Raw genomic sequence first — 19,457 nt, 5'->3', positions numbered from 1 at the left:
TTCAATGGCGCACCCAATGCACGAAGCTATCCACGGTCCAGTTTTTGTGCGGGTTGTTCGGCATAACGTCTTGCTCGTTAATCACCAACAGCACCGGCAAGCCCAGTTCATGGGTGATTTGCGCTGGGTGTTTGAAGCGGTGATCGAAGAACTCACGCACGTAGACGAAGGCAATCGCCAACAGCAGACCGGTCAGCATCCCGAACGGAATGATCAGCAGCGGTTTGGGAAACGCCGCCTCGGTCGGTTCGTATGGCGGGCTGAGTACCCGGGCGTTGGACATATCGTTGTCCAGCAAACCGGCGGAGCTGCTTTCGGCAAAGCGCTGGGCATAGGTGGAGAACGCCGCGTGCAAGGCATTGATCTCGGTGTCCATCTGCGCAAGCTTGCTTTGAGCCACTTGCAACTGATGGATGCGGTCCTTGAACTGGGCGATGCGCTCCGTTTTCTGCTTGATCACCGAGGTGACAATCGCCAGGTCGTTGGTGCGCTCCTGAATCCGGTTGCTGACGATTTTCAGGAACTGCTGACGGGTGCGGGAAATCTGCTCGCGGGTCAACAGCATTGGTTCACTGCCCGGCTTGAAGATCGCCAGGTCGTTCATGTAGCGGCTGACCTGAGTGGTCAGTTGCTCACCGAGCTGTCTGATCTCCCGGTCTTCGAAGGCAATGTTGTCCACCGTGGTGGTGAAGGTGAAGGGGAAGGTGTACTCGCTGAGCCGGGACGTATTGGTGGCTGACGTCAGGGCGGTTTTCAGGTAGTCGAGCCAGCGCTGGCTTTGCAGCAGGCGATCCTGATACAGGTTCAGGGCCTGTTCCTCGGTGTTGATGGCATTGAGGCGGAAGGTGATTTCTTCCTTGGGATCGGATGAACCCACGCCTTCGAGCAGCGCCAGCCGCGTGCCTTCCAGGCCATCGAGACGCACCTGATATTGCTTCTTCTTGGTTTCGTAGAAGCTCTGCGGCAGGTCGATCGATTGCAGTTCCTGACGGCTGGCCAGGTAGTTTTGCAACAGCGCCGCGACAAACCGGGTGCCCTGGGCGGGATCGCCAAAGCTGTAGACGATGGAGATCACGTTGGAACCCGGCAAGGTTTCGATTTTCAGGTTATCGACGGCCTCTTGGGTGTAGGTATCCAGGGCGGTGTCCCGAACCGGATCGGTCTCAAGCCCGAATGCATCGCGCACCGGGTTGACAACGTATTCACGCAAGGGGGTGGTCACAAAACGTTTGATCGGTTCGGTCACCAGTTTGCTGAAGATTCCGGGGTTGGGCGCGTACTCGCCTTTGTCCCGCAGGTCGCTGATGGTCTGACGGATCAGGGCCGGCGAACGCAGAATATTGCTCTCGGTTTCCATGTCCGCCAGTGACGGCGGAATGAAAGAGGCATCACCCTGAGTCAGGGACGTAGTGGCGTCTCCCTGGGAGAGTTTTTTGGATTGCACGATTACTTGCGCGGTAATGTCGAAGCTCTGTTTGAGCATCAGCGGCAAGATCAGGGCGATCACTGCAAAGATCAGGAAGACTCGTTTCACCAACTGCTTGTTGGCGAAGAAGATCCTGAAGAACTCATGCAGGTAGTTTTCCTTTGGGTTCATGGTCGGTCACCTGAGCGTTAGTTGTCGCTGTCTTTGTTGTCGACGCGGTAGGCGAAACCGAAGCCCACCCCTTGGAACAACACCACGTCCGCCAGTTGCCGTGCGAGCTCACCGGCGCTGGCCAGTTTGGTCTTGGGCACGTAGAGCATGTCGTCCGGTTGCAGGTAAGCAATCTGCGAGGCGTCACCGGACAAGGCTTTTTCAACGTCGTAGTGCACGGCCTGCACATGGTTGCCGGTGCGGCGCATGATCACCACCGAATCGAGTCGCGCCTTGACGTTAGTGCCACGGGCCAGGGTCAACGCTTCGAGTACCGAGACCGGTCGGCGAATCGGGTAGGAGCCCGGTTGCGCGACTTCACCCAGCACATAGATTTCGTTGCCCGACGTGGACTTGAGCATGACGTCGACCCTCATCCGCCCCGGCAGTTGCGCGTAACGTTGATTGAGGAACGTTTCCAGTTGGGTGACCGTCATGCCTTGCAGCGGAACGGAGCCTATTTCCGGGAAACTCGCATAGCCGTCGTTGCCCACGGTGATCTCCCGGGTCATACCGCTACCGGGCTGGCTCAGGTTGCTCTTGAGGTTCAGCTCGTTGCTCAGCGGGCTGGTGACCAGCACCGTCACCTGATTGCGATTGGGCTGAAACAGGGATTTGCGCTCATAGGCACGCTGGATCTCCTGCCGCGCTTCGACGGCCGTCAGCCCGCCGATTTTCACCGCGGTATTGGCCCCCGGCAGTTCGATGGTGCCGTCGGGCAGCACCAGTTGAGTGCCGTTGAGTTGGCTGGCCGCGGTGAAGTTCAGGGCGACCTGGTCACCGGGCTGAATGCGGTAAGCGCCCGAGCTACTGGTGCTGATGTGGAAGATCACATCCAGCACATCCTTGGGCCGCAAGGTCTGTTCAACCTTGGGCATGTCTGTGGCCTGGGCATTGGCCGGCTCGGCCGTGAGGATCTGCACCGGCATATGCTGGGTTTCGCTGGTGCTGGAGCAACCTGCAAGCGGCAGCAACAGCAGGAGAAGCATTTTGGCGTTCATGGCGTCATCCTTTCTGCGGTTGCTTACAGGTTTTTGTAGAGCCATTTGGGCATGTAGTACTTGCGCCGGTTGAAGACGCTGCCCACCAGTTTTGCGCCGGCCTGGGTCAGGCGCTGGGCCGCGGCCTGGGCCACTTCCCAACGAGTGTCTTCGGCGCGCACCACCATGATCACGCCGTCCACCAGGGTACTGATGACCAACGTGTCGGCGGCCGAATACACCGCGTCCCCGTCGATCACCACGAAGCGATAGCGATCGCCCAGTTGGTTGAGCAACGGGGCCAATTGTTCGGTCGTCAGGTGCTCGGCGCCGCGGATGTGCCGTCCGTTCGGCATGATGTGGAAGGGCAGGCTGGAGACGTTCACCAGGCAGTCCTGCAGCAATGGTGGGGAGGCGTTGAACAGCAGGTCGCGAAAGCCGCGTTCTTTGGTCAGCCCCAGCTGTTGCGTGAGGTTGCCCTCCGACTGGCTGGCGTCCACCAGCAACACTTGGCCGCTGCTCATTGACGCCAGTTGGCTGGCCAGCGCCAGGGCGCTGGTGGTGGTGCCGGCGCCTGTGTTGGCAGCGGTCAGAAAGAGGATCCGCAGATCCAGGTCGAGCACGGTCGAAGTCAGGTTGGACTCGCTCGGGCTGGCGATGGTCAGGCTTTTATTCGATGAACCGTCCATTTAACTCGCTCCGTGGCCGCTGAATACTTTGAAGGGGGTTTTCAACAGGATCTTCAGATCAAGCAAGAGGCTCTGCTCGGCGATATAGCTGAGGTCCAACTCAACGCGCTGGTCGAAGTCGATATTGCTGCGCCCGGATATCTGCCACAGGCCGGTCATGCCGGGGTAGATGCTCAGGCGTGCAAGGTGGCTGTCTTTGTAGCGATAGGCATTGAATGAGGTCGGTCGCGGACCGACCAAGCGCATGTCGCCGCTGACTACATTGATCAGATTGGGCAACTCATCGAGGCTGCTGCGCCGCAGAAAGCCGCCGATGGGGGTAATCCGTGGGTCGTTGTCGATCTTGAAATCGATGGCATCGGCGCCGTGTTTGTTCAGGTGCCGCAACGATTCCTTGAGCTCTTCGGCGTTGGTCACCATGGTGCGGAACTTGTACATGCCAAACATGCGGCCGCGGTAGCCGGTGCGCTTTTGCACGAACATCACCGGCCCCGGACTGCTGAACTTGATCACCAATGCCAGGCCCAGCAACACTGGGGACAGCAGCAGCAGAATCACCAGCGCGCCAAGGCATGCAACCACCCGGTTGGTTCGCGACAGCGTCCAGGGCCGACCACCGTCACGGCCGGTCATCCAGCCGCGGCCCTGCATGTGGATCGCCGTATCCAGGCGCATTCGATGTTCGGGGTCCAGGCGTTTGTCACGCTGCATGTGATTGAGCAACACGCCTTTTTCATGTCCAGTCATAGAGTCCTCCGCTGAAGCCCGGACGCGAGTGGCGAGTGGGCATGGCGCAGTGGGTAGTAGTCGCGGAACCAGGCGATGAATCGTCCGAGTCCTTCATCCAGCTCGATCCGTGGCTGGAAACCGGTGGCCTGGGCCAGATCACTGGCATCGGCGCAGGTGTTGAGCACGTCGCCCGGCTGCAAGGGCAGCAACTCGACGAGGGCTTTTTGTCCGAGGTGTTTTTCCAGCAGCGCCAAGTAGTCCTTGAGCTCCACTGGCTGTTGCCCGCCAATGTTGTAAATGCGCCACGGCGCCATGCTGCTGGCTGGGTCCGGTTGTTCACGGTTCCAGTCCGGTGCTGCTTGGGGGGCGCGCTCGATCAGACGGGCGATGCTTTCGATGATGTCGTCGATGTAGGTGAAATCACGTTGGTGCTGGCCGTAGTTGAACAGCTTCAGCGGCTGACCTTCGGCAATCGCCCGGGCGAACTGGATCGGCGACATGTCTGGTCGGCCCCAAGGCCCGTACACGGTGAAAAAACGCAAGCCGGTGCAGGGAATGCCGAACAGATGGCTGTAGCTGTGGGCCATCAGCTCATTGGCTTTTTTGGTCGCGGCGTACAGCGACAACGGGTGGTCGACGCCGTCCTTGACCGAGTAAGGCGTGTGTTGATTAGCGCCATACACCGAACTGGATGAGGCATAGATCAAGTGCTTGACCGGGTGGTGACGGCAGCTTTCGAGGATGTTCAGAAACCCGCTCAGATTGCTGTCGACGTAGGCCCGGGGATTCTCCAGGGAGTAACGCACCCCGGCCTGAGCCGCGAGGTGAATCACCACCTCCGGTTGTTCACGAACAAACAAGGCATCAAGGGCCGAGGCGTCGGCCACGTCGACTTTGGCGAGCGGGAAATCGCCGACTTGCTTGCACACCCAATCCACGCGGTCGTGCTTGAGCTGCGGGTCGTAGAAGTCGTTGAAATTGTCCAGGCCGCACACCTGATGCCCGTCGCGCAACAGCCTCAATACGCAATGGGCGCCGATGAAACCGGCTGCTCCGGTGACGAGTATTTTCATGGCCGTGGCGCCTCGGGAGCGATGTGCCGAAGCCCGATGCCGCTGTAGTGCAAGCCGGCCGCCGCCACGTGTTCCGGGTTGTAGAGGTTGCGCCCGTCGACGATCACCCGCGCGCGCAGTTTGCTCGCCAGCAGGTCGAAATCGACCACACGGAAATTCTTCCACTCGGTGCAAATCACCAGCGCGTCGGCGTCTTCCAGAGTGTCGTCGCGGGTCGCGCACAGGTGCAGGTCATTGCGGTAACCGTAAATGCGTCGGCACTCAGACATGGCTTCCGGGTCGTAAGCCTGCACGCTCGCGCCTTCGGCCCACAGTGCTTCCATCAGATATCGGCTGGGGGCTTCGCGCATGTCATCGGTATTGGGCTTGAAGGCCAGGCCCCAAATCGCGATGGACTTGCCGACCAGGCCATCGGGAAATAGCGCCTGCAGTTTGCTGAAGAGGATGTGCCGTTGGCTGTCATTCACATCGGTGACGCTACGCAGCAGACGCATTGGCATGCCGTTGTGTTCGGCGGTGTGCAACAGGGCTCGCAGGTCTTTGGGAAAGCACGAACCGCCGAAGCCGCAGCCGGGGTAGATGAAGTGGTAACCGATGCGTGGGTCCGAGCCGATGCCTTTGCGCACCGCCTCGATGTCGGCCCCCAGCAACTCGGTGAGGTTGGCCAGTTCGTTCATGAAACTGATGCGGGTGGCGAGCATTGCGTTGGCCGCGTACTTGGTCAGCTCGGCGCTGCGGTTATCCATGAACATGAGCTTTTCGCGGTTGCGGCAGAACGGCGCATAGAGTTCGCTCAATTGGTTGCGCGCTTCATCGTCATTGGTGCCGACGATGATTCGGTCCGGGCGCATGCAATCGGCCAGAGCGCTGCCTTCCTTGAGAAACTCGGGGTTGGACACCACTCGCACGTTCAACGCCTCTTTGCCACGGCGTTGCAGTTCCTCGTAGGCGGCGTGAGTCACCTGGTCCGCGGTGCCCACCGGTACGGTGGACTTGATGATCAGGGTGCGGTCGGACTCCATGAAACTGGCGATCTGCCGAGCAACATTCAGCACATGGCTGAGGTCGGCGGAACCGTCTTCATCAGCGGGAGTACCCACCGCGATAAAAATCAGCTCGGCGTGTTCGACCGCGTCACTGGCCTGGGTGGAGAAGAGCAAGCGACCGGCCTTGATGTTGTCTTCCAGTGTGCTGGACAGTCCCGGTTCGCTGATCGGGGGCACGGCTTGTTGCAGTTGCTTGATCTTGTTGGGGTCAATATCAACGCACAGCACACGATGTCCGACATCGGCCAATGCCGCAGCTTGTATCAGGCCGACGTAGCCCGTACCAAATACGCTCACGTCCATATTGGCGTGCCTCGTAAGACGGTGGATGTAACTGAAATGAGACTGTCAAAAGGGGTATAGCCCAGCCATGGGAAAGCGAGTCAGCAAAATGACGGGTAACGCGACCGGGAAAACCCCGATTTCACGGGCTATTTGCCATCAAGTGCTTGCCGCTGCTGGATTTGCCGCGGTTTTGAGGGGTTTCTGAGGGTTTGAAGAAAACGATAAACGGTCGTAAGGCTTGAAACACAAGGGTTACAGACGCTTGAGTGTGTCAGATTTGAGGCAACGTTTTTTTGACGCTTTAGGAAAAAAACCGGCATTTCTTGCGCTTCGAGGGCCCGGTGCTAGTGTCAGAAAATGGCCGACAATCCATTGGCCGTGGAGGTGCTGTAAACACCATGATCCGTTACCTCAAAGAACTGCTGCTGGTTCTGTATCTGCTCAAGAATTACGACTACTACCTCGATCGTCTTGACGCGCTGGGCATCGGTTTCCCGATGCTGTTGTTTGGCGCAATGTTCGTCGTGCTGACAGTGGCGCTGTTCATGACCGCGTACATTCGCCAGACGCTGATCCGTCACCTGTTCGCGTTGACGATGTTTGGCTCGGCGGTGTTCTTCGACGTCTATGCGCAGGTGACTGCCGGTTACATGACCTACAGCAGTTTTGTGTCGCTGGTGTATTCCGGTGGGTTCATTCAAGAGGCGGCGTACCAGTACCGCGATGCAATCATCAGCGGGATGGCCAGTGGTTTGTTGCTGCTGTTCGGTATCGGACTCAAGCCGCGTCGACGGCTGCCATTGCCGGGGGCGCTGTTGGTGGCGGCGCCCGTGCTCGGGGTGCTGATGCTCAGCGCCGTGCTGTTTGTGCGGGCCGGTGAGGGCGCCCGTGGCTTGCCGATCATGTACACGCCGTTGGCCTATTTGAATCTGTTTACCTATGAAGCGCTGCACAACACTGTCGGCCCGCGTGAGCCGGTGAGCCTGACCCGCATCGATCAGCCGGTGGAACACGACATCGTGCTGATCATCGACGAGAGCATTTCCGGCAACTACCTGGACATCAACACGCCGTTCGGTGTGCACAGCAATCTCAAGGAACCGCGCCCGGGCGTGGACATTTTCAATTACGGCTACGCGGCATCCATCGCCAATTGCAGCGCCGACACCAATGTCACCTTGCGCTACGGTGGCACTCGCGCTGATTACATGCGGATCAACAGCACGTTGCCGTCGATCTGGCAGTACGCCAAAAAGGCCGGGCTGCGCACCGTCTACATCGACTCCCAGCGCACCGCCGGCAACATGCAGAACCTGATGAACGCTGCCGAGAAAAAGGACATCGACGAGTTCGTGCAATTCGACCGCACCAGTGTGCGTGAACGCGACATGGCCGCGGCGGCCAAGCTGATCGAGCTGCTCAACGACGGTAAGCCGGAGCTGGTGGTGATCAACAAGGTCGGCGCGCATTTTCCCGTGCACGACAAGTACCCGGACGCGTTTATGGCTTACCGCCCGACATTGCCCCGTGGACGGTTTGTCGAAGTGGCGGACACGGGCAAACGCGATGGTTTCAACGGTCAGCCGGATGATTGGTTGCTGTACCGCAATGCTTACAAAAATACTGTGCTGTGGAATGTCGGCGAGTTCTTCGCCCGGGTTTTCGCTCAGGCGGATTTGCGCAATGCGCTGCTGATCTATACCTCGGATCACGGGCAGGACCTGCATGAACGCGGTAACCCGGGGCTCAATACTCACTGCGGCGGTGACCCGGTGGAGGAGGAGGGGTTGGTGCCCCTGGTGGTGATTTCGGGCAGCGATCTGAAGACCCTGGACTGGCAGGCGCAGTTGCCGGCCAACAAGGATCGTTCCAGTCACTACAACATCTTCCCGACGTTGCTGCAGGTGATGGGTTATGACTTGGCGGGGATTGAGGCGGTGTATGGCAAACCGTTGAGTGTGCCGACGGTGGACGATTTCACGTTTAACTATCGTTTCAATGCGCGGTTGGGGGCCAAGCCTGAGTGGAAGTATATTGACCTGAACCGCATTGTGACGCCAACGCGGGTGATGCCGAGTGTGGCGGTGGGGCAGTGAAATTTTGATGGGCTGATCTGACCTCATCGCGGGCAAGCCCGCTCCCACAGGGGGCGATGGCGTACGCAAAGTTTGGGTTCGCCTCGATCACTGTGGGAGCGGGCTTGCCCGCGAAGACGTCAGACCATTCAACCCAAGATTATCGGGTGTACTCTCTACCCTTGCCCCTCGCTCATCAAAAGAGTTCCCCCCATGCTTCACGTCCAGGGCGTCTTCAAAAGCTATGCCACCCCCCAAGGCCCACTGCCGGTATTGCAAGGCGTCGACCTCACGTTGAAGCCCGGCAGCAGCCTGGCGCTAATGGGCGAGTCGGGCAGTGGCAAGAGCACCTTGCTGCACCTGATCGCCGGGCTGGACAAGGTCGATCGCGGCAGCATCCGCAGTGGCGAGCATCGGCTGGAGCAGATGAACGAAAGCCAATTGGCAAACTGGCGGCGGACCGAAATCGGTCTGGTGTTCCAGCAGTTCAACCTGATCGGCAGTTTGCGCGTTGAGGACAATCTGGCGTTTCAGGCGCGTCTGGCCGGCCGCCACGATCCGCGTTGGCAAGCGCATCTGGTGCAACGTCTTGGGTTGGGAGATTTACTGCGGCGCTATCCAGAACAGTTGTCCGGCGGGCAACAGCAACGGGTTGCCCTGGGTCGCGCCCTGGCATCGCAACCCAAACTGCTGCTGGCCGACGAGCCCACCGGTAGCCTTGATGAAGCGACCAGCGATGAGGTGTTGAAGTTGTTGCTGGAACTGCTCGACGACAGCCCGACGACGTTGTTGATGGTCACTCACAGCCCACGGGTCGCCGCGCGGCTGGCAGACAAAGTGGTGCTGCACGGCGGCCGTCTGGCTGGCGCGGACGAGCGCTGAGGTGCGGGTTTTTCGCGAGACGCTGCGGGCGCTGCTCAGCCATTGGCGACAGCACCCGGTGCAATTTTTCAGTGTGCTGACCGGGCTCTGGCTCGCCACCAGCCTGCTGACGGGCGTGCAAGCGCTGAACAGCCAGGCGCGAGAAAGCTACGCCCGGGCCAGTCAGATGATCGGCGGCGAACCGCAAGCCAGCCTCAGTGCGCCCGGCGGTGGGGTGTTTTCCCAGCAAGTGTTTGTCGACCTGCGTCGTGCGGGTTGGCCGGTATCGCCCGTGTTGCAAGGCCGGGTGACGCTCAAGGGCCATGAAGACCAGCGCTTGCAGTTGATGGGCATTGAACCGGTGTCGTTGCCGGCCGGTTCCGCAGTGGCCGGGCAGTCGTTGCCGATCGAGCAGGTTGTCGAGTTTTTCACCCCGCCGGGCAGTACCTGGATTTCACCGCAGACTTTGCAGGCGTTGGGCTTGCGCGAAGGTGAAACCCCGGTGGCCCAGAGCGGAGTCACCTTGCCGCCGCTGCGTGCCCAGACCGACATGGCGCCTGGTGTGTTGCTGGTGGACATCGGCTTCGCCCAACAGATTCTGCAATTGCCCGATCAACTGTCGCGGCTGCTGCTGCCCAAGGATTTCAGCGCGCCCCTGCCTGATGAGCTCAAGAGCCAACTCCAGCTCAAAACCAGCGGCGAAGAAAACAATCTCGCGCGCCTGACCGAAAGCTTCCATCTGAACCTCGATGCCTTGGGCTTTCTGTCGTTCGTGGTCGGTCTGTTCATCGTCCACGCGGCGATCGGTCTGGCGCTGGAGCAACGCCGAGGCTTGCTCAGAACCCTGCGCGCCTGTGGGGTCAGCGCACGGATGTTGATTGCCTGCCTTGCCGTCGAACTGGGTGGCCTGGCGTTGATCGGTGGAATCGCCGGTGTCGTCAGCGGCTACCTGCTGGCCGGCGTGCTGTTGCCGGACGTCGCCGCCAGCCTGCGCGGTTTGTACGGCGCCGAAGTCCCGGGGCAGTTGAACCTCAGTGTGCTGTGGTGGTTCAGCGGTATCGGTCTGAGCCTGTTCGGCGCCTTACTGGCCGGTGCCAACAGTTTGCTGCGGGCGGCGCGTCTGCCGTTGCTGGCACTGGCCAATCCGCAAGCCTGGCATCAGGCCCACGCGCGCTGGTTGCGGCGTCAGGGTTGGGTCGCGGCGTTCGCTGCGCTGATCGCCTTATTGGCGTTGATCTTCGGCGACAGCCTGAGCAGCGGATTCGTGCTGATGGCCGCGTTGTTGATCGGTGCCGCACTGGCCTTGCCGGTGGTGTTGAACAGCGTGCTCGACTGGGTGCTTGGGCGAAGTCGTTCGGTGCTCGGCCAATGGTTTCTCGCCGACTGCCGCCAGCAACTGCCGGCCCTGAGCCTGGCCTTGATGGCGCTGTTGTTGGCGCTGGCGGCGAACATCGGCGCCGGCAGCATGACCGCCGGTTTCCGTCAGACGTTCAGCAACTGGCTCGAACAGCGCCTGACCGCTGAGCTGTACCTCAATCCGCAAAGTCCCGCCCAGGCTCGAGAACTGCACACCTGGCTCAAACAACAACCTCAAGTCACCGCGGTGCTGCCGAACTGGCAAGTGTCGATCCAGTTGCAGGGCTGGCCGGCGGACGTCTTTGGCGTGATCGATCACCCGACGTATCGTCAGCACTGGCCCCTGCTGGAAGCCTTGGGCGACAACCCTTGGGAACGACTGGCCAAGGACGACGCGCTGATGCTCAGCGAACAACTGGCGCGGCGGTTGAAAGTACGCCTTGGTGATCACCTGACCATTCCCACGCCCAATGGCCCATGGTCGCCGCGGATCGTCGGGATTTACGCCGACTACGGCAATCCCAAGGGGCATCTTCTGGTCAACATCAACCATCTGCTGCGCGGCTGGCCGCAATTGACGCCCAACCGTTTCAACCTGCGCATCGACCCTGCGTCCATCCCGGGGTTCCTGACTGCGTTGCAAACCCGCTTCGCCCTGGATGACAGCCGCATCGTCGATCAGGCCCGGCTCAAGGGCTGGTCCACGCAAGTGTTCGAACGCACCTTCGCCGCCACTGCCGCGCTCAACAGCCTGACGCTTTGCGTCGCGGGCGTGGCGCTGTTCATCAGCCTGCTGACCCAGAGCCAAAGCCGCCTTGGGCAACTCGCACCACTGTGGGCGCTGGGCGTGACCCGTCGCCAATTGATGCTGCTGAACCTCGGGCAAACCTGGTTGCTGGCGGTACTGACGCTGGTGCTGGCATTGCCCTTGGGCATCGCGTTGGCGTGGTGCCTGGACACGGTGATCAACGTTCAGGCCTTCGGCTGGCGCTTGCCGTTGCGGGTGTTTCCACTGCAACTGTTGCAGTTGATGGGCTTGGCGTTGCTTGCGACATTGCTCGCTTCAGCATGGCCGTTGTACTCGCTGTATCGCACGCAACCGGCGGATCTGCTGAGGACGTTTGCTCATGAAGATTAAGCTCGGCGTGTTGTTACTGGCCGCGCTGCTGAACGGATGCGACAACACGCCTGCGCCGGAAAAAGGCTTCGCCGGCCTCGGTCATCAGGTCGAGGCATTTACCCCGGTGGTGCCCGGGCGAGTCTTCAATTTTCCGGCGGACCACGGCCCGCACGATGGTTTTCGCATCGAATGGTGGTACGTCACCGCTAACCTCAAGGACGATCAGGGCCAGGAATTCGGCGCGCAATGGACGCTGTTTCGCAGCGCCTTGAAAGCAACGCCCGAACAATCTGGCTGGAGCAATCAGACCATCTGGCTGGGCCATGCTGCTGTGACTTCCGCCACCGTGCACCATGCCGCCGAACGCTACGCCCGAGGCGGCGTCGGCCAGGCCGGCGTGAGCCTGGCGCCGTTCAACGCATGGATCGATGATTGGTATTTCCGCAGTCAGGCCCCCCATGAAGATCCGCTGGCGGACCTGCAACTCAGCGCTCGCGACAAGGCTTTCAGCTACCAGCTTCGACTGACCTCAAGTCGGCCATTGGTGCTTCAGGGCGACAAAGGCTTCAGCCAGAAGTCCGAACAGGGCCAGGCGTCCTACTACTACAGCCAGCCGTTTTTCCAGGCCAGCGGCACGTTGGAAATCGATGGTAAAACCTACACCGTCAGCGGCCCGGCCTGGCTAGACCGCGAGTGGAGCAGCCAACCCCTGACCGCCAACCAGACCGGTTGGGACTGGTTCTCCCTGCACCTGGACAGCGGCGAACAGGTCATGCTCTACCGCATGCGGCAAAAGGACGGCGCGCCATACCTCACCGGCACCTGGATCGATGCCCAAGGGCAGACGCAATTACTGCATGCCGACGACATCAGCCTCACACCCCAAGACACCGCCAACGTGGCCGGGCGTTCGATGCCCGTGAGCTGGTCGATCAAAATCCCCGCCAAACACCTCGATATCACCATCGCCGCCCTCAATCCCAAGGCCTGGATGGACTTGCGCATTCCCTATTGGGAAGGGCCGGTGCGGCTCAGCGGCAGTCATGGCGGGCAGGGGTATCTGGAGATGACCGGCTATTGACCCGGAACTCTCGGCGCCACGCCGTTTTCCTACGTAATGAAGCCCATTCACGGGAGCCTGCCATGAGCGACGACCTCAAACCGCCCACCCTTGCCACTTGGCAGCGGCTGTTCGACGACAAAGCCTACTGGCAGCAATCCCCCGATGCGCATTACAGCGAATTACTGCGCATCGCCGACGATCTGCTGGGGCAGGGCGCCATCGACCTCGAGCAATGGCAGACCCTCAAAACCAAGGCCGATCAATCACACAAAGACTCGCCCGCCGTGAATGTCGCCCACGAAGTCGACGATCCCGAAGCCTGAGGAACATACCATGAGCCCCAAACCGACCACCCCCTCCGAAAACCCCGACGAACCGCGGCCACCGGGCGAAGTCGAGCGCGACAACGACGCCCTGCGCCCCACCGACCCGACCCGGCGCAAGGAAAGCGGCAAGGGCACGGAAAGCGGCGAATCCACCGCACAAGAAACTGCGACACTCCCTGAGCAGCGTCAATGCAGGCGAAAATGAAAGATCTGAACGTAGAACAGAGCGATGTGGTGACCTGTACCGATGTGCTGAAAGTCACCAGCCAGCATCCAAGCTGATCATTATTTGTACATATTGATTGTTCTTGTGCAAATAACTGTATAAGAACAATCAGTTTTAATGGTCGAACTGGTGAGTTTGAGAAGTTTGTATCCGGTTTTTTAGCAAAAACTTACGAAATATTACGTGCATAAATTTCATGTTTGTACCGAGGACATATCGGCCAAATTCTATTAAAATCCTTCCCGTTCGCCCGGTGTCAGGGCTCTTTACCGGTGCATGGATTGCCAGGCCATTACACTGGGCGAACACCTCCTCTGGAACGCAATGTTTAATAGTTTCGGACATAAAAAATGGGCGACCTTGAAGTCGCCCATTTTTATTGGGTGATTTAAAGCTGCGCCCGCAACCGCCGCTCGCGCAAAATGCCTGCTACAACGCAGCGTTATCGCCAAGCGCCTCGCCCAGGGAAAGCGTTTCCAACCGTTGAGTCACGCTGCGACTGTGGTCTGAGCCCATTCAAACTTTAAATTGCATCCACTACCGGAGTGCTGGCCTGGAGCTGCTGCCGGTAGTTGGCAGCACGCTGAAGCACTCGGGTCAAGGCCATAAAGTTCGCCGGTTTGGTTAAAACGTCATTGGCACCCGCGACCCTGAAACGCTCTATCTCGCTCGAAAAAGCGCTCGCGGTGAAAGCAACGATGTAGCAAGTCTCGCCCAATGGTAGTTTGCGGATTTTACGAATGGCCGCTAGCCCATCCATAACAGGCATGTTGATATCCATAAAAATGATATCTGGAGTCGAAGGCATACACCTATTGACCGCCTCCAGACCGTTTGACGCAAGGTCGGGTGTATAACCCAACTCCTGTAGCATCGCCATGGCAACTTTCTGACTCACGGGATGGTTTTCCACCAGCAGGATATCGAGCGGGTAATCCTCGGCAAAAGATGAGTCGAAACCCACCACTGCATGATCGTCCCCGATGGGTATTTCCGAGACTGAAAAAAGCTCCATGGGGAGTGAGAAGGAGAACGTCGATCCGACGCCAGGCTGACTGGTAAAGGATAAAGTCCCCTGCTGCGCCTCGACCAGATTTTTGCAGATTGAAAGACCGAGTCCACTCCCGGTAAAGCGTTGACTGGCCGGCCCTTTGAACTGAGTAAAGGGCTTGAACAGGCTGTTTTGCCGTTCAGCGGGGATACCTATGCCGGTATCGCGTATGGAGAAGTCGAGTCGGGCTTGAGGGCCGTAACCGCTCGTCGTGACCATGAGCGATACTTTTCCGGATTCGGTGAATTTAACCGCATTGCCCAACAAGTTGAGCAATATCTGGCGAAGGCAATCGGTATCGGTTTTGACCAAGGAAGGTACGTCCGGTGAGACGTGGGCCTCAAGGGCTATTGGCTTGTCCTGAATGTTTTGCCGGATCATTTCAATACTGGATAAAACCAATGCTCTCACTTCGAAAACACGAGGTTTCAACTCAAGTTTGCCCGCTTCGATTTTTGCAAGGTCGAGAATGTTATCGATAAGAGACAGCAGGGTTCGTCCGCTGGTATTAATCGTTTTTAGCAGACGGCTTTGCTCGGGGCTCAGGGCGGACCGCGCCAGCAACTCGGTCGCGCCGATGACACCGTACATCGGTGTGCGGATCTCATGACTCATGGTGGCCAAAAATCTGGTTTTAGAACGATCAGCGTCCTCGGCGGCATTTTTTGCCTGATTCAATACCTGTTCGTTTATTTTCAATTGCTGGAGATGAGCACGCATGCGTAAAAGGCTGAGGGCGAGAAATACCAGAATGGCCAGGATGATATGGTGCAGGGAGTCCTGATTGAGTTGGTGGTAGTAGTCCGCCAACGTAATCTCCGCACCAGTAACATAAACAGTACCGTCCTGCGATTTCATTGGGACGAAGACGGCGCGAAAGTCTCCCCAGTGATCCGAATAGTCGATCCAGGTGGGTTCGGTACGCTCAAAACTGTCGAGCAAAGCTTGACTGGCATCCGGGTAGGGATCGAAAAAGCGCACGAAATTCTTCTCCTGAATTTCTTTTTTCGATGCGCTGGAGCTAACCAGATAAGCCTCGCCCGAGCGTTTGACCACGCTGTAGACAAAGGCAGTACCCATGGAATCGTTGAAGCTGGAAAGTCGCTGAATGGCATTCCAGTCTTCCGTTTCGGATTTGGACTGTTTGTCGATCAGATTGTCATGGTAGCGGTCGCCGAGGATGGCCGAAGCACCCAACGCGGCATGCAGCAACTTGTTATTGATGTTTTCAGTGAGGACTCCTTGAGTCTCGACGTAGAGGTAGTAGATATAGCCACTGACACCTACGGTGTAGACCAAGAGAAAAATCCATGTTTTCCGTTTGAGTTTGAACATAAATCACAGCCTCCATACTGCGCACGGAAGTATAGTTTGAAGGTTGGTTGAAAACCATTGTTTTGTTTTTCGCTGTTTTCAGGTGAGGCGATGAGGTGTTAGTTGACCAAAGAGCCAGTTTTTTGGGCTTTTTGTGCTCACGATGTTGAGTCGATTTTTTGGATTGATCAGAAGTTTAAAGACAGTTTATAACAAACTCTTGCAAAGTGCTGCGTGAATAAGTCTGGGAGGCGATATTTAAAAGTTGCGGATATAAAAATGGGCGACCCTACCTTGAGTCGCCCATTTTTATTGATGATTTAAAGTTGCGCTCGCAACCGCCGCCCGACTACATCCAGCAAATCGCAGCCATCACGCAATTGGATTGCTAACACCTTCGCAAACTCTTGCAGCAGCGCAGCATCACCACCAAGCACCTCGCCCAGGGACAGCGTTTCCAACAGTTGAGTGACGCTGCGAATGCGATACGCCGCCGTGTCGTGCAACACGTCGACAGGCGCTTCGGTATCGATCAACAGGGAAGGGATCGTGCAGTCGATGCCGGTAATCGGCATGTATCGAGTCATGGCTGCACCTCCTGAGCATCGGACGCCCCACCGGGCGGATCGAGATTGTCCAGCGCCCGATTTACCAACAATTCACCCAGCACGGCCAATTGCTGAATCGATAGCGCCAGGCTGCGGTGCGAGCCTTCGAGTTCACAAGCAAAGTCGGTCGTCAGCACGTTGAGCGAGGCGAGGGTTTCGCAGGCGTGGCTTAGCAGGGTTTCGGTGTTGAGGTTGGGGAGGAGGGTGAAAACGTGACTGATGGGGTCGGGATTTTTTGGGTCGCGGAGACGGGCGCTTATGGTGCGTTGGGTTGCTTGGCTGAGTTGGAGGGGTCGAGGGAATCGGGTGGAAACTTTTTCATCGTGAAGCTCCTGAAACAATGGAGCCGCAAAGCGGCATTTGCATGCCTGATCGTGTTCGGTCTGTCAAAACCGGTCGCTGAGGTTGCAGCGGCTGGGGGAGGTTATCTGGGGAGGAGAGGGTGTACAAGTTCATGGGGGGCGATGGGATTTGTGGGAAATGTCCGATGCTTTTGTCAGGCAACGAACTTCAACTCAACAGGCGGTTCCACGATCACTACCGGGCTTGATCACAAGTAGAACTTGCCGGGCGTTTCTTCGTGTCCGATGTTGAAATATTCCGTTTTACTTGTGAAAATATTTTTTAGTTTCATCTGGATACCAAACCCTGTTTCAGGGGGGAAGGGCAGATTACCAATTACGAAGACTTGAACAAAACTGCCCCCTTTGTAGAAGGAGCGAAAACCTAAATATGAGATTAATTGGCCTTTTTTGGGATGCGTAAAAAATATAAGTTTGAGGTGGAGTTGTCTGTTTTTTTTATCATATCTTCTTGAATGTATTTGTTTAGCTCTAATTCAACTGTGGCGAGGTTTGTGTATTTTGCATATTTTTCTGGGAATTCGCATGCATAGTTATACAAGCGCCATGCGTCGAATCCATCGGTTCTTCCATTTGGCCCGAAATCGAAATCCACACAGTGTTCTGGGTATTCGATCATGCATCCGTTTCCATGTAATTGATAGCTTACACCCTTAAAGATCTCTCCTCGTTGAGCTATTTTTTTGTCATGCAATAATTGGTGTAGTGATCTCGAGCCGAATTTGTCTTCAAGCAATTGCAGTGAGGTTTTCACGGCGCTTAAAAAATCAAAAATTAATGATTCCAGATCTTTGTTAATCATCTTCTGGGTCGCTCCAGCCTATCATTACCAACATATTTTGCAGACTCTTGCCATTCGGGACAGATCTTTTCAGTTTGATTTATTTTCAGTTTTCATGTGCATAGAAAATAAATCTCTTCCTTTTTTGGTCTGTAGGAAATAAATTTCGCTTTTCTGAATTGGAATAATGGAGAGTGGTTTTGATAACTATTTATTTTTACTCAGAGTTCATGAGGTCGCGATATTTGGAGAACAACAAAACGGCATTTGGGTCACCATCAATTAATCGTTCGTAAAAGCTTGGGTCTTTAGACCATTCATCGAATACTAGTGAAGTTGAATTTTCTCTATCTTCTGACGGGACCGAGCTCAATTTCCAGTATTGTGAAATGTGCTCGTCTATTACCTCAAAAAACTCAGCAGCAAAGGGTTTTGGATACTCGTCGTCCTCTTCAGTACACAGGTAGAACCATGGGCAATTATCCCAGAACTCAACGCCGTAGACTGTGTATTCTCTAGCGATTTCAAGATCTATCTCACCATCGGATCTAGAGATATAGTGCTTTAATCTAGCTGAAGTGTATGGGTCTAAGATGTCGTGTAGATTGTTTGTTTTGCAAACGACTTTCATTATGGATAATCTCCTTTATAGAGTTTGGAGGGCTTAATCTAATGGATAATCGCATGTCCAAGGCGGCGTAAACAGGTCTGGGTTAATGTTGTTTTCCTGTAGGAAGTTATTGATGTTTTCTTCGGTTTCCAACTTTTGAAATTTTATTATTGTAATGTCGCTATCGTCAATACTGTCTCTTGTTTCAAGTATGTGTCGTGGGATGCTGAACTCGATGGCGACATAATTTGAATTTCTTGCATTTTCTAAGAAGTCATAAAACAAGCGTGTTGCGCGTCGATTGATAAAGTCGATTTGATAAACTGCGTAGATGGCAACCCATCTGCGCAGAGACTCGTCATTTTCTGGAAGTTCTTGTGCAATTTCAAGATATGATTTGCTTTCAAGTCCATACCAAACCTTTCTCGGGATCATTTGTTGAGTGCTCATTTTTGGCCTGCGAACGGATTTTGCCAGTAAATACGAATTGCTTTGCCTAAAGTTGGCTGAAGCTGCAAGTGTGGATGGCCTCCGTGAGGATCACTTGGGTCATGATTCGCCATCGTAACTTTCCTTGTTTTTATATCGGAAATAGGTACGTCGTCCCAGTGGTAGTAATCTTCAGGATTTCTAACTTTCCTGAAGTGGGTTTTTGCAGTGGCAGTAGCCAAAAGGGGACAGATTTATTTTTCACGCCATGAAAATAAATCTGTCCCCTTTCTTTCTTTATGCCCTTTCTTTACATTTTTGCNCTAACTTTCCTGAAGTGGGTTTTTGCAGTGGCAGTAGCCAAAAGGGGACAGATTTATTTTTCACGCCATGAAAATAAATCTGTCCCCTTTCTTTCTTTATGCCCTTTCTTTACATTTTTGCTTTGAAGCGTTGAGGTGAGTTTTGTTAATTTTTTAGGCAGTTCTCTTGGTGTGAGCTGATTTGGATGTTCTTTTGCTACACTGCACCATAGTTATGGTACGCCTTAATATTTGCTATGGTAATGTTTTTTGCATTGCATTTGGCTGTACATGAATTTCCAAACTCAAGTGTGACTTTGTATTTTGAGCTATCTGGAGTAACGGTTATAGTAGTGGGGCCGCTGAAATTGAAATTTTCTACATTGAAATTTTCTACATTTATTATGTAAAGCTGGAATTCGTACTCGTTATAGTCTTTTTCCAGCCATTTCTTAGGGGCGACTGCTTGTTCTACTTGGCTGTATAGTTTTAAGCATATAGAGTTTCCGTCCAGCATGACGTAAGAAGTGCGCAT

19 protein-coding genes are annotated in these 19,457 nt (G+C 56.0%); 6 read left to right on the top strand and 13 right to left on the bottom strand.

Going from position 1 to position 19,457, the window contains the following annotated elements; all coding sequences use genetic code 11:
* Position 1: 1 nt before the first annotated feature.
* Genes MMG91_RS27630 through MMG91_RS27605 form a run of 6 tightly spaced genes read right to left on the bottom strand, consistent with a single transcriptional unit; the run spans position 2 to position 6,456 of the window.
* Positions 2-1,597 (bottom strand): Wzz/FepE/Etk N-terminal domain-containing protein, encoded by a 1,596-nt coding sequence (locus tag MMG91_RS27630; RefSeq protein WP_305449191.1) that lies wholly within the window; start codon positions 1,595-1,597, stop codon positions 2-4.
* Between the two features lie 17 nt (positions 1,598-1,614).
* Positions 1,615-2,637, bottom strand: coding sequence for a polysaccharide biosynthesis/export family protein (locus MMG91_RS27625; protein WP_305449192.1), 1,023 nt, complete (start codon positions 2,635-2,637; stop codon positions 1,615-1,617).
* 23 nt (positions 2,638-2,660) lie between these two features.
* Positions 2,661-3,305, bottom strand: coding sequence for a CpsD/CapB family tyrosine-protein kinase (locus MMG91_RS27620; protein ID WP_305449193.1), 645 nt, complete (start codon positions 3,303-3,305; stop codon positions 2,661-2,663).
* Complete coding sequence (locus MMG91_RS27615; RefSeq protein ID WP_310661320.1) at positions 3,306-4,052, bottom strand: sugar transferase; 747 nt, start codon at positions 4,050-4,052, stop codon at positions 3,306-3,308.
* A complete protein-coding gene (locus tag MMG91_RS27610) occupies positions 4,049-5,107 on the bottom strand; it encodes an NAD-dependent epimerase (RefSeq protein WP_305449195.1) in 1,059 nt (352 codons plus the stop codon). The genes MMG91_RS27615 and MMG91_RS27610 overlap by 4 nt, the downstream gene beginning before the upstream one ends.
* On the bottom strand, positions 5,104-6,456 hold the full coding sequence (locus tag MMG91_RS27605) for a UDP-glucose/GDP-mannose dehydrogenase family protein (protein WP_305449196.1): 1,353 nt from the start codon (positions 6,454-6,456) through the stop codon (positions 5,104-5,106). The genes MMG91_RS27610 and MMG91_RS27605 overlap by 4 nt, the downstream gene beginning before the upstream one ends.
* Positions 6,457-6,836: 380 nt before the next feature.
* Here MMG91_RS27605 and MMG91_RS27600 point away from each other — a divergent pair, with 380 nt between their 5' ends.
* The 6 genes from MMG91_RS27600 (at position 6,837) to MMG91_RS27575 (ending at position 13,444) form a co-directional block, all read left to right on the top strand.
* Positions 6,837-8,534: a sulfatase-like hydrolase/transferase gene (locus MMG91_RS27600; protein ID WP_305506061.1), complete on the top strand. Its 1,698-nt coding sequence runs from the start codon at positions 6,837-6,839 to the stop codon at positions 8,532-8,534.
* A gap of 192 nt (positions 8,535-8,726) precedes the next feature.
* Positions 8,727-9,395 carry an ABC transporter ATP-binding protein gene (locus MMG91_RS27595; protein WP_048394989.1) on the top strand — a complete coding sequence of 223 codons (669 nt, stop codon included), beginning with the start codon at positions 8,727-8,729 and terminating at the stop codon, positions 9,393-9,395.
* 1 nt (position 9,396) lies between these two features.
* Positions 9,397-11,868: an FtsX-like permease family protein gene (locus MMG91_RS27590; RefSeq protein WP_310661319.1), complete on the top strand. Its 2,472-nt coding sequence runs from the start codon at positions 9,397-9,399 to the stop codon at positions 11,866-11,868.
* A complete protein-coding gene (locus MMG91_RS27585) occupies positions 11,858-12,931 on the top strand; it encodes a lipocalin-like domain-containing protein (protein WP_305506063.1) in 1,074 nt (357 codons plus the stop codon). Before MMG91_RS27590 ends, MMG91_RS27585 begins: the two co-directional genes overlap by 11 nt.
* Before the next feature lie 62 nt (positions 12,932-12,993).
* Positions 12,994-13,236, top strand: a complete 243-nt coding sequence (locus tag MMG91_RS27580) for a hypothetical protein (RefSeq protein WP_305449200.1) — start codon at positions 12,994-12,996, stop codon at positions 13,234-13,236.
* Between the two features lie 10 nt (positions 13,237-13,246).
* Complete coding sequence (locus MMG91_RS27575) at positions 13,247-13,444, top strand: hypothetical protein (protein ID WP_310661318.1); 198 nt, start codon at positions 13,247-13,249, stop codon at positions 13,442-13,444.
* 544 nt (positions 13,445-13,988) lie between these two features.
* On the opposite strand, the gene MMG91_RS27570 is transcribed toward MMG91_RS27575, so the two are convergent.
* The 7 genes from MMG91_RS27570 to MMG91_RS27540 all read right to left on the bottom strand — a co-directional run.
* Positions 13,989-15,851, bottom strand: a complete 1,863-nt coding sequence (locus MMG91_RS27570) for an ATP-binding protein (protein WP_310661317.1) — start codon at positions 15,849-15,851, stop codon at positions 13,989-13,991.
* Positions 15,852-16,150: 299 nt separating this feature from the next.
* Positions 16,151-16,417: a hypothetical protein gene (locus tag MMG91_RS27565; protein ID WP_310661316.1), complete on the bottom strand. Its 267-nt coding sequence runs from the start codon at positions 16,415-16,417 to the stop codon at positions 16,151-16,153.
* The gene (locus MMG91_RS27560; RefSeq protein ID WP_310661315.1) at positions 16,414-16,779 is read right to left on the bottom strand and encodes a DUF6124 family protein; all 366 of its coding nucleotides are present in this window, start codon (positions 16,777-16,779) and stop codon (positions 16,414-16,416) included. Before MMG91_RS27560 ends, MMG91_RS27565 begins: the two co-directional genes overlap by 4 nt.
* Before the next feature lie 397 nt (positions 16,780-17,176).
* Positions 17,177-17,602 carry a DUF6896 domain-containing protein gene (locus MMG91_RS27555; protein ID WP_310661314.1) on the bottom strand — a complete coding sequence of 142 codons (426 nt, stop codon included), beginning with the start codon at positions 17,600-17,602 and terminating at the stop codon, positions 17,177-17,179.
* A 196-nt stretch (positions 17,603-17,798) separates the two neighbouring features.
* Positions 17,799-18,212 (bottom strand): hypothetical protein, encoded by a 414-nt coding sequence (locus tag MMG91_RS27550; protein WP_310661313.1) that lies wholly within the window; start codon positions 18,210-18,212, stop codon positions 17,799-17,801.
* A 33-nt stretch (positions 18,213-18,245) separates the two neighbouring features.
* Positions 18,246-18,641, bottom strand: a complete 396-nt coding sequence (locus MMG91_RS27545; protein ID WP_310661312.1) for a hypothetical protein — start codon at positions 18,639-18,641, stop codon at positions 18,246-18,248.
* A 498-nt stretch (positions 18,642-19,139) separates the two neighbouring features.
* Positions 19,140-19,457 (bottom strand): Imm50 family immunity protein (locus tag MMG91_RS27540; RefSeq protein WP_310661311.1); only part of this gene is annotated, 318 nt, incomplete at its 5' end.

Source organism: Pseudomonas sp. JL3, assembly GCF_031570575.1.
Taxonomy (GTDB): domain Bacteria; phylum Pseudomonadota; class Gammaproteobacteria; order Pseudomonadales; family Pseudomonadaceae; genus Aquipseudomonas; species Aquipseudomonas cucumis.
The sequence above is the reverse complement of the archived record's forward strand: the minus strand, read 5'-3'. Positions and strand labels throughout refer to the sequence as shown.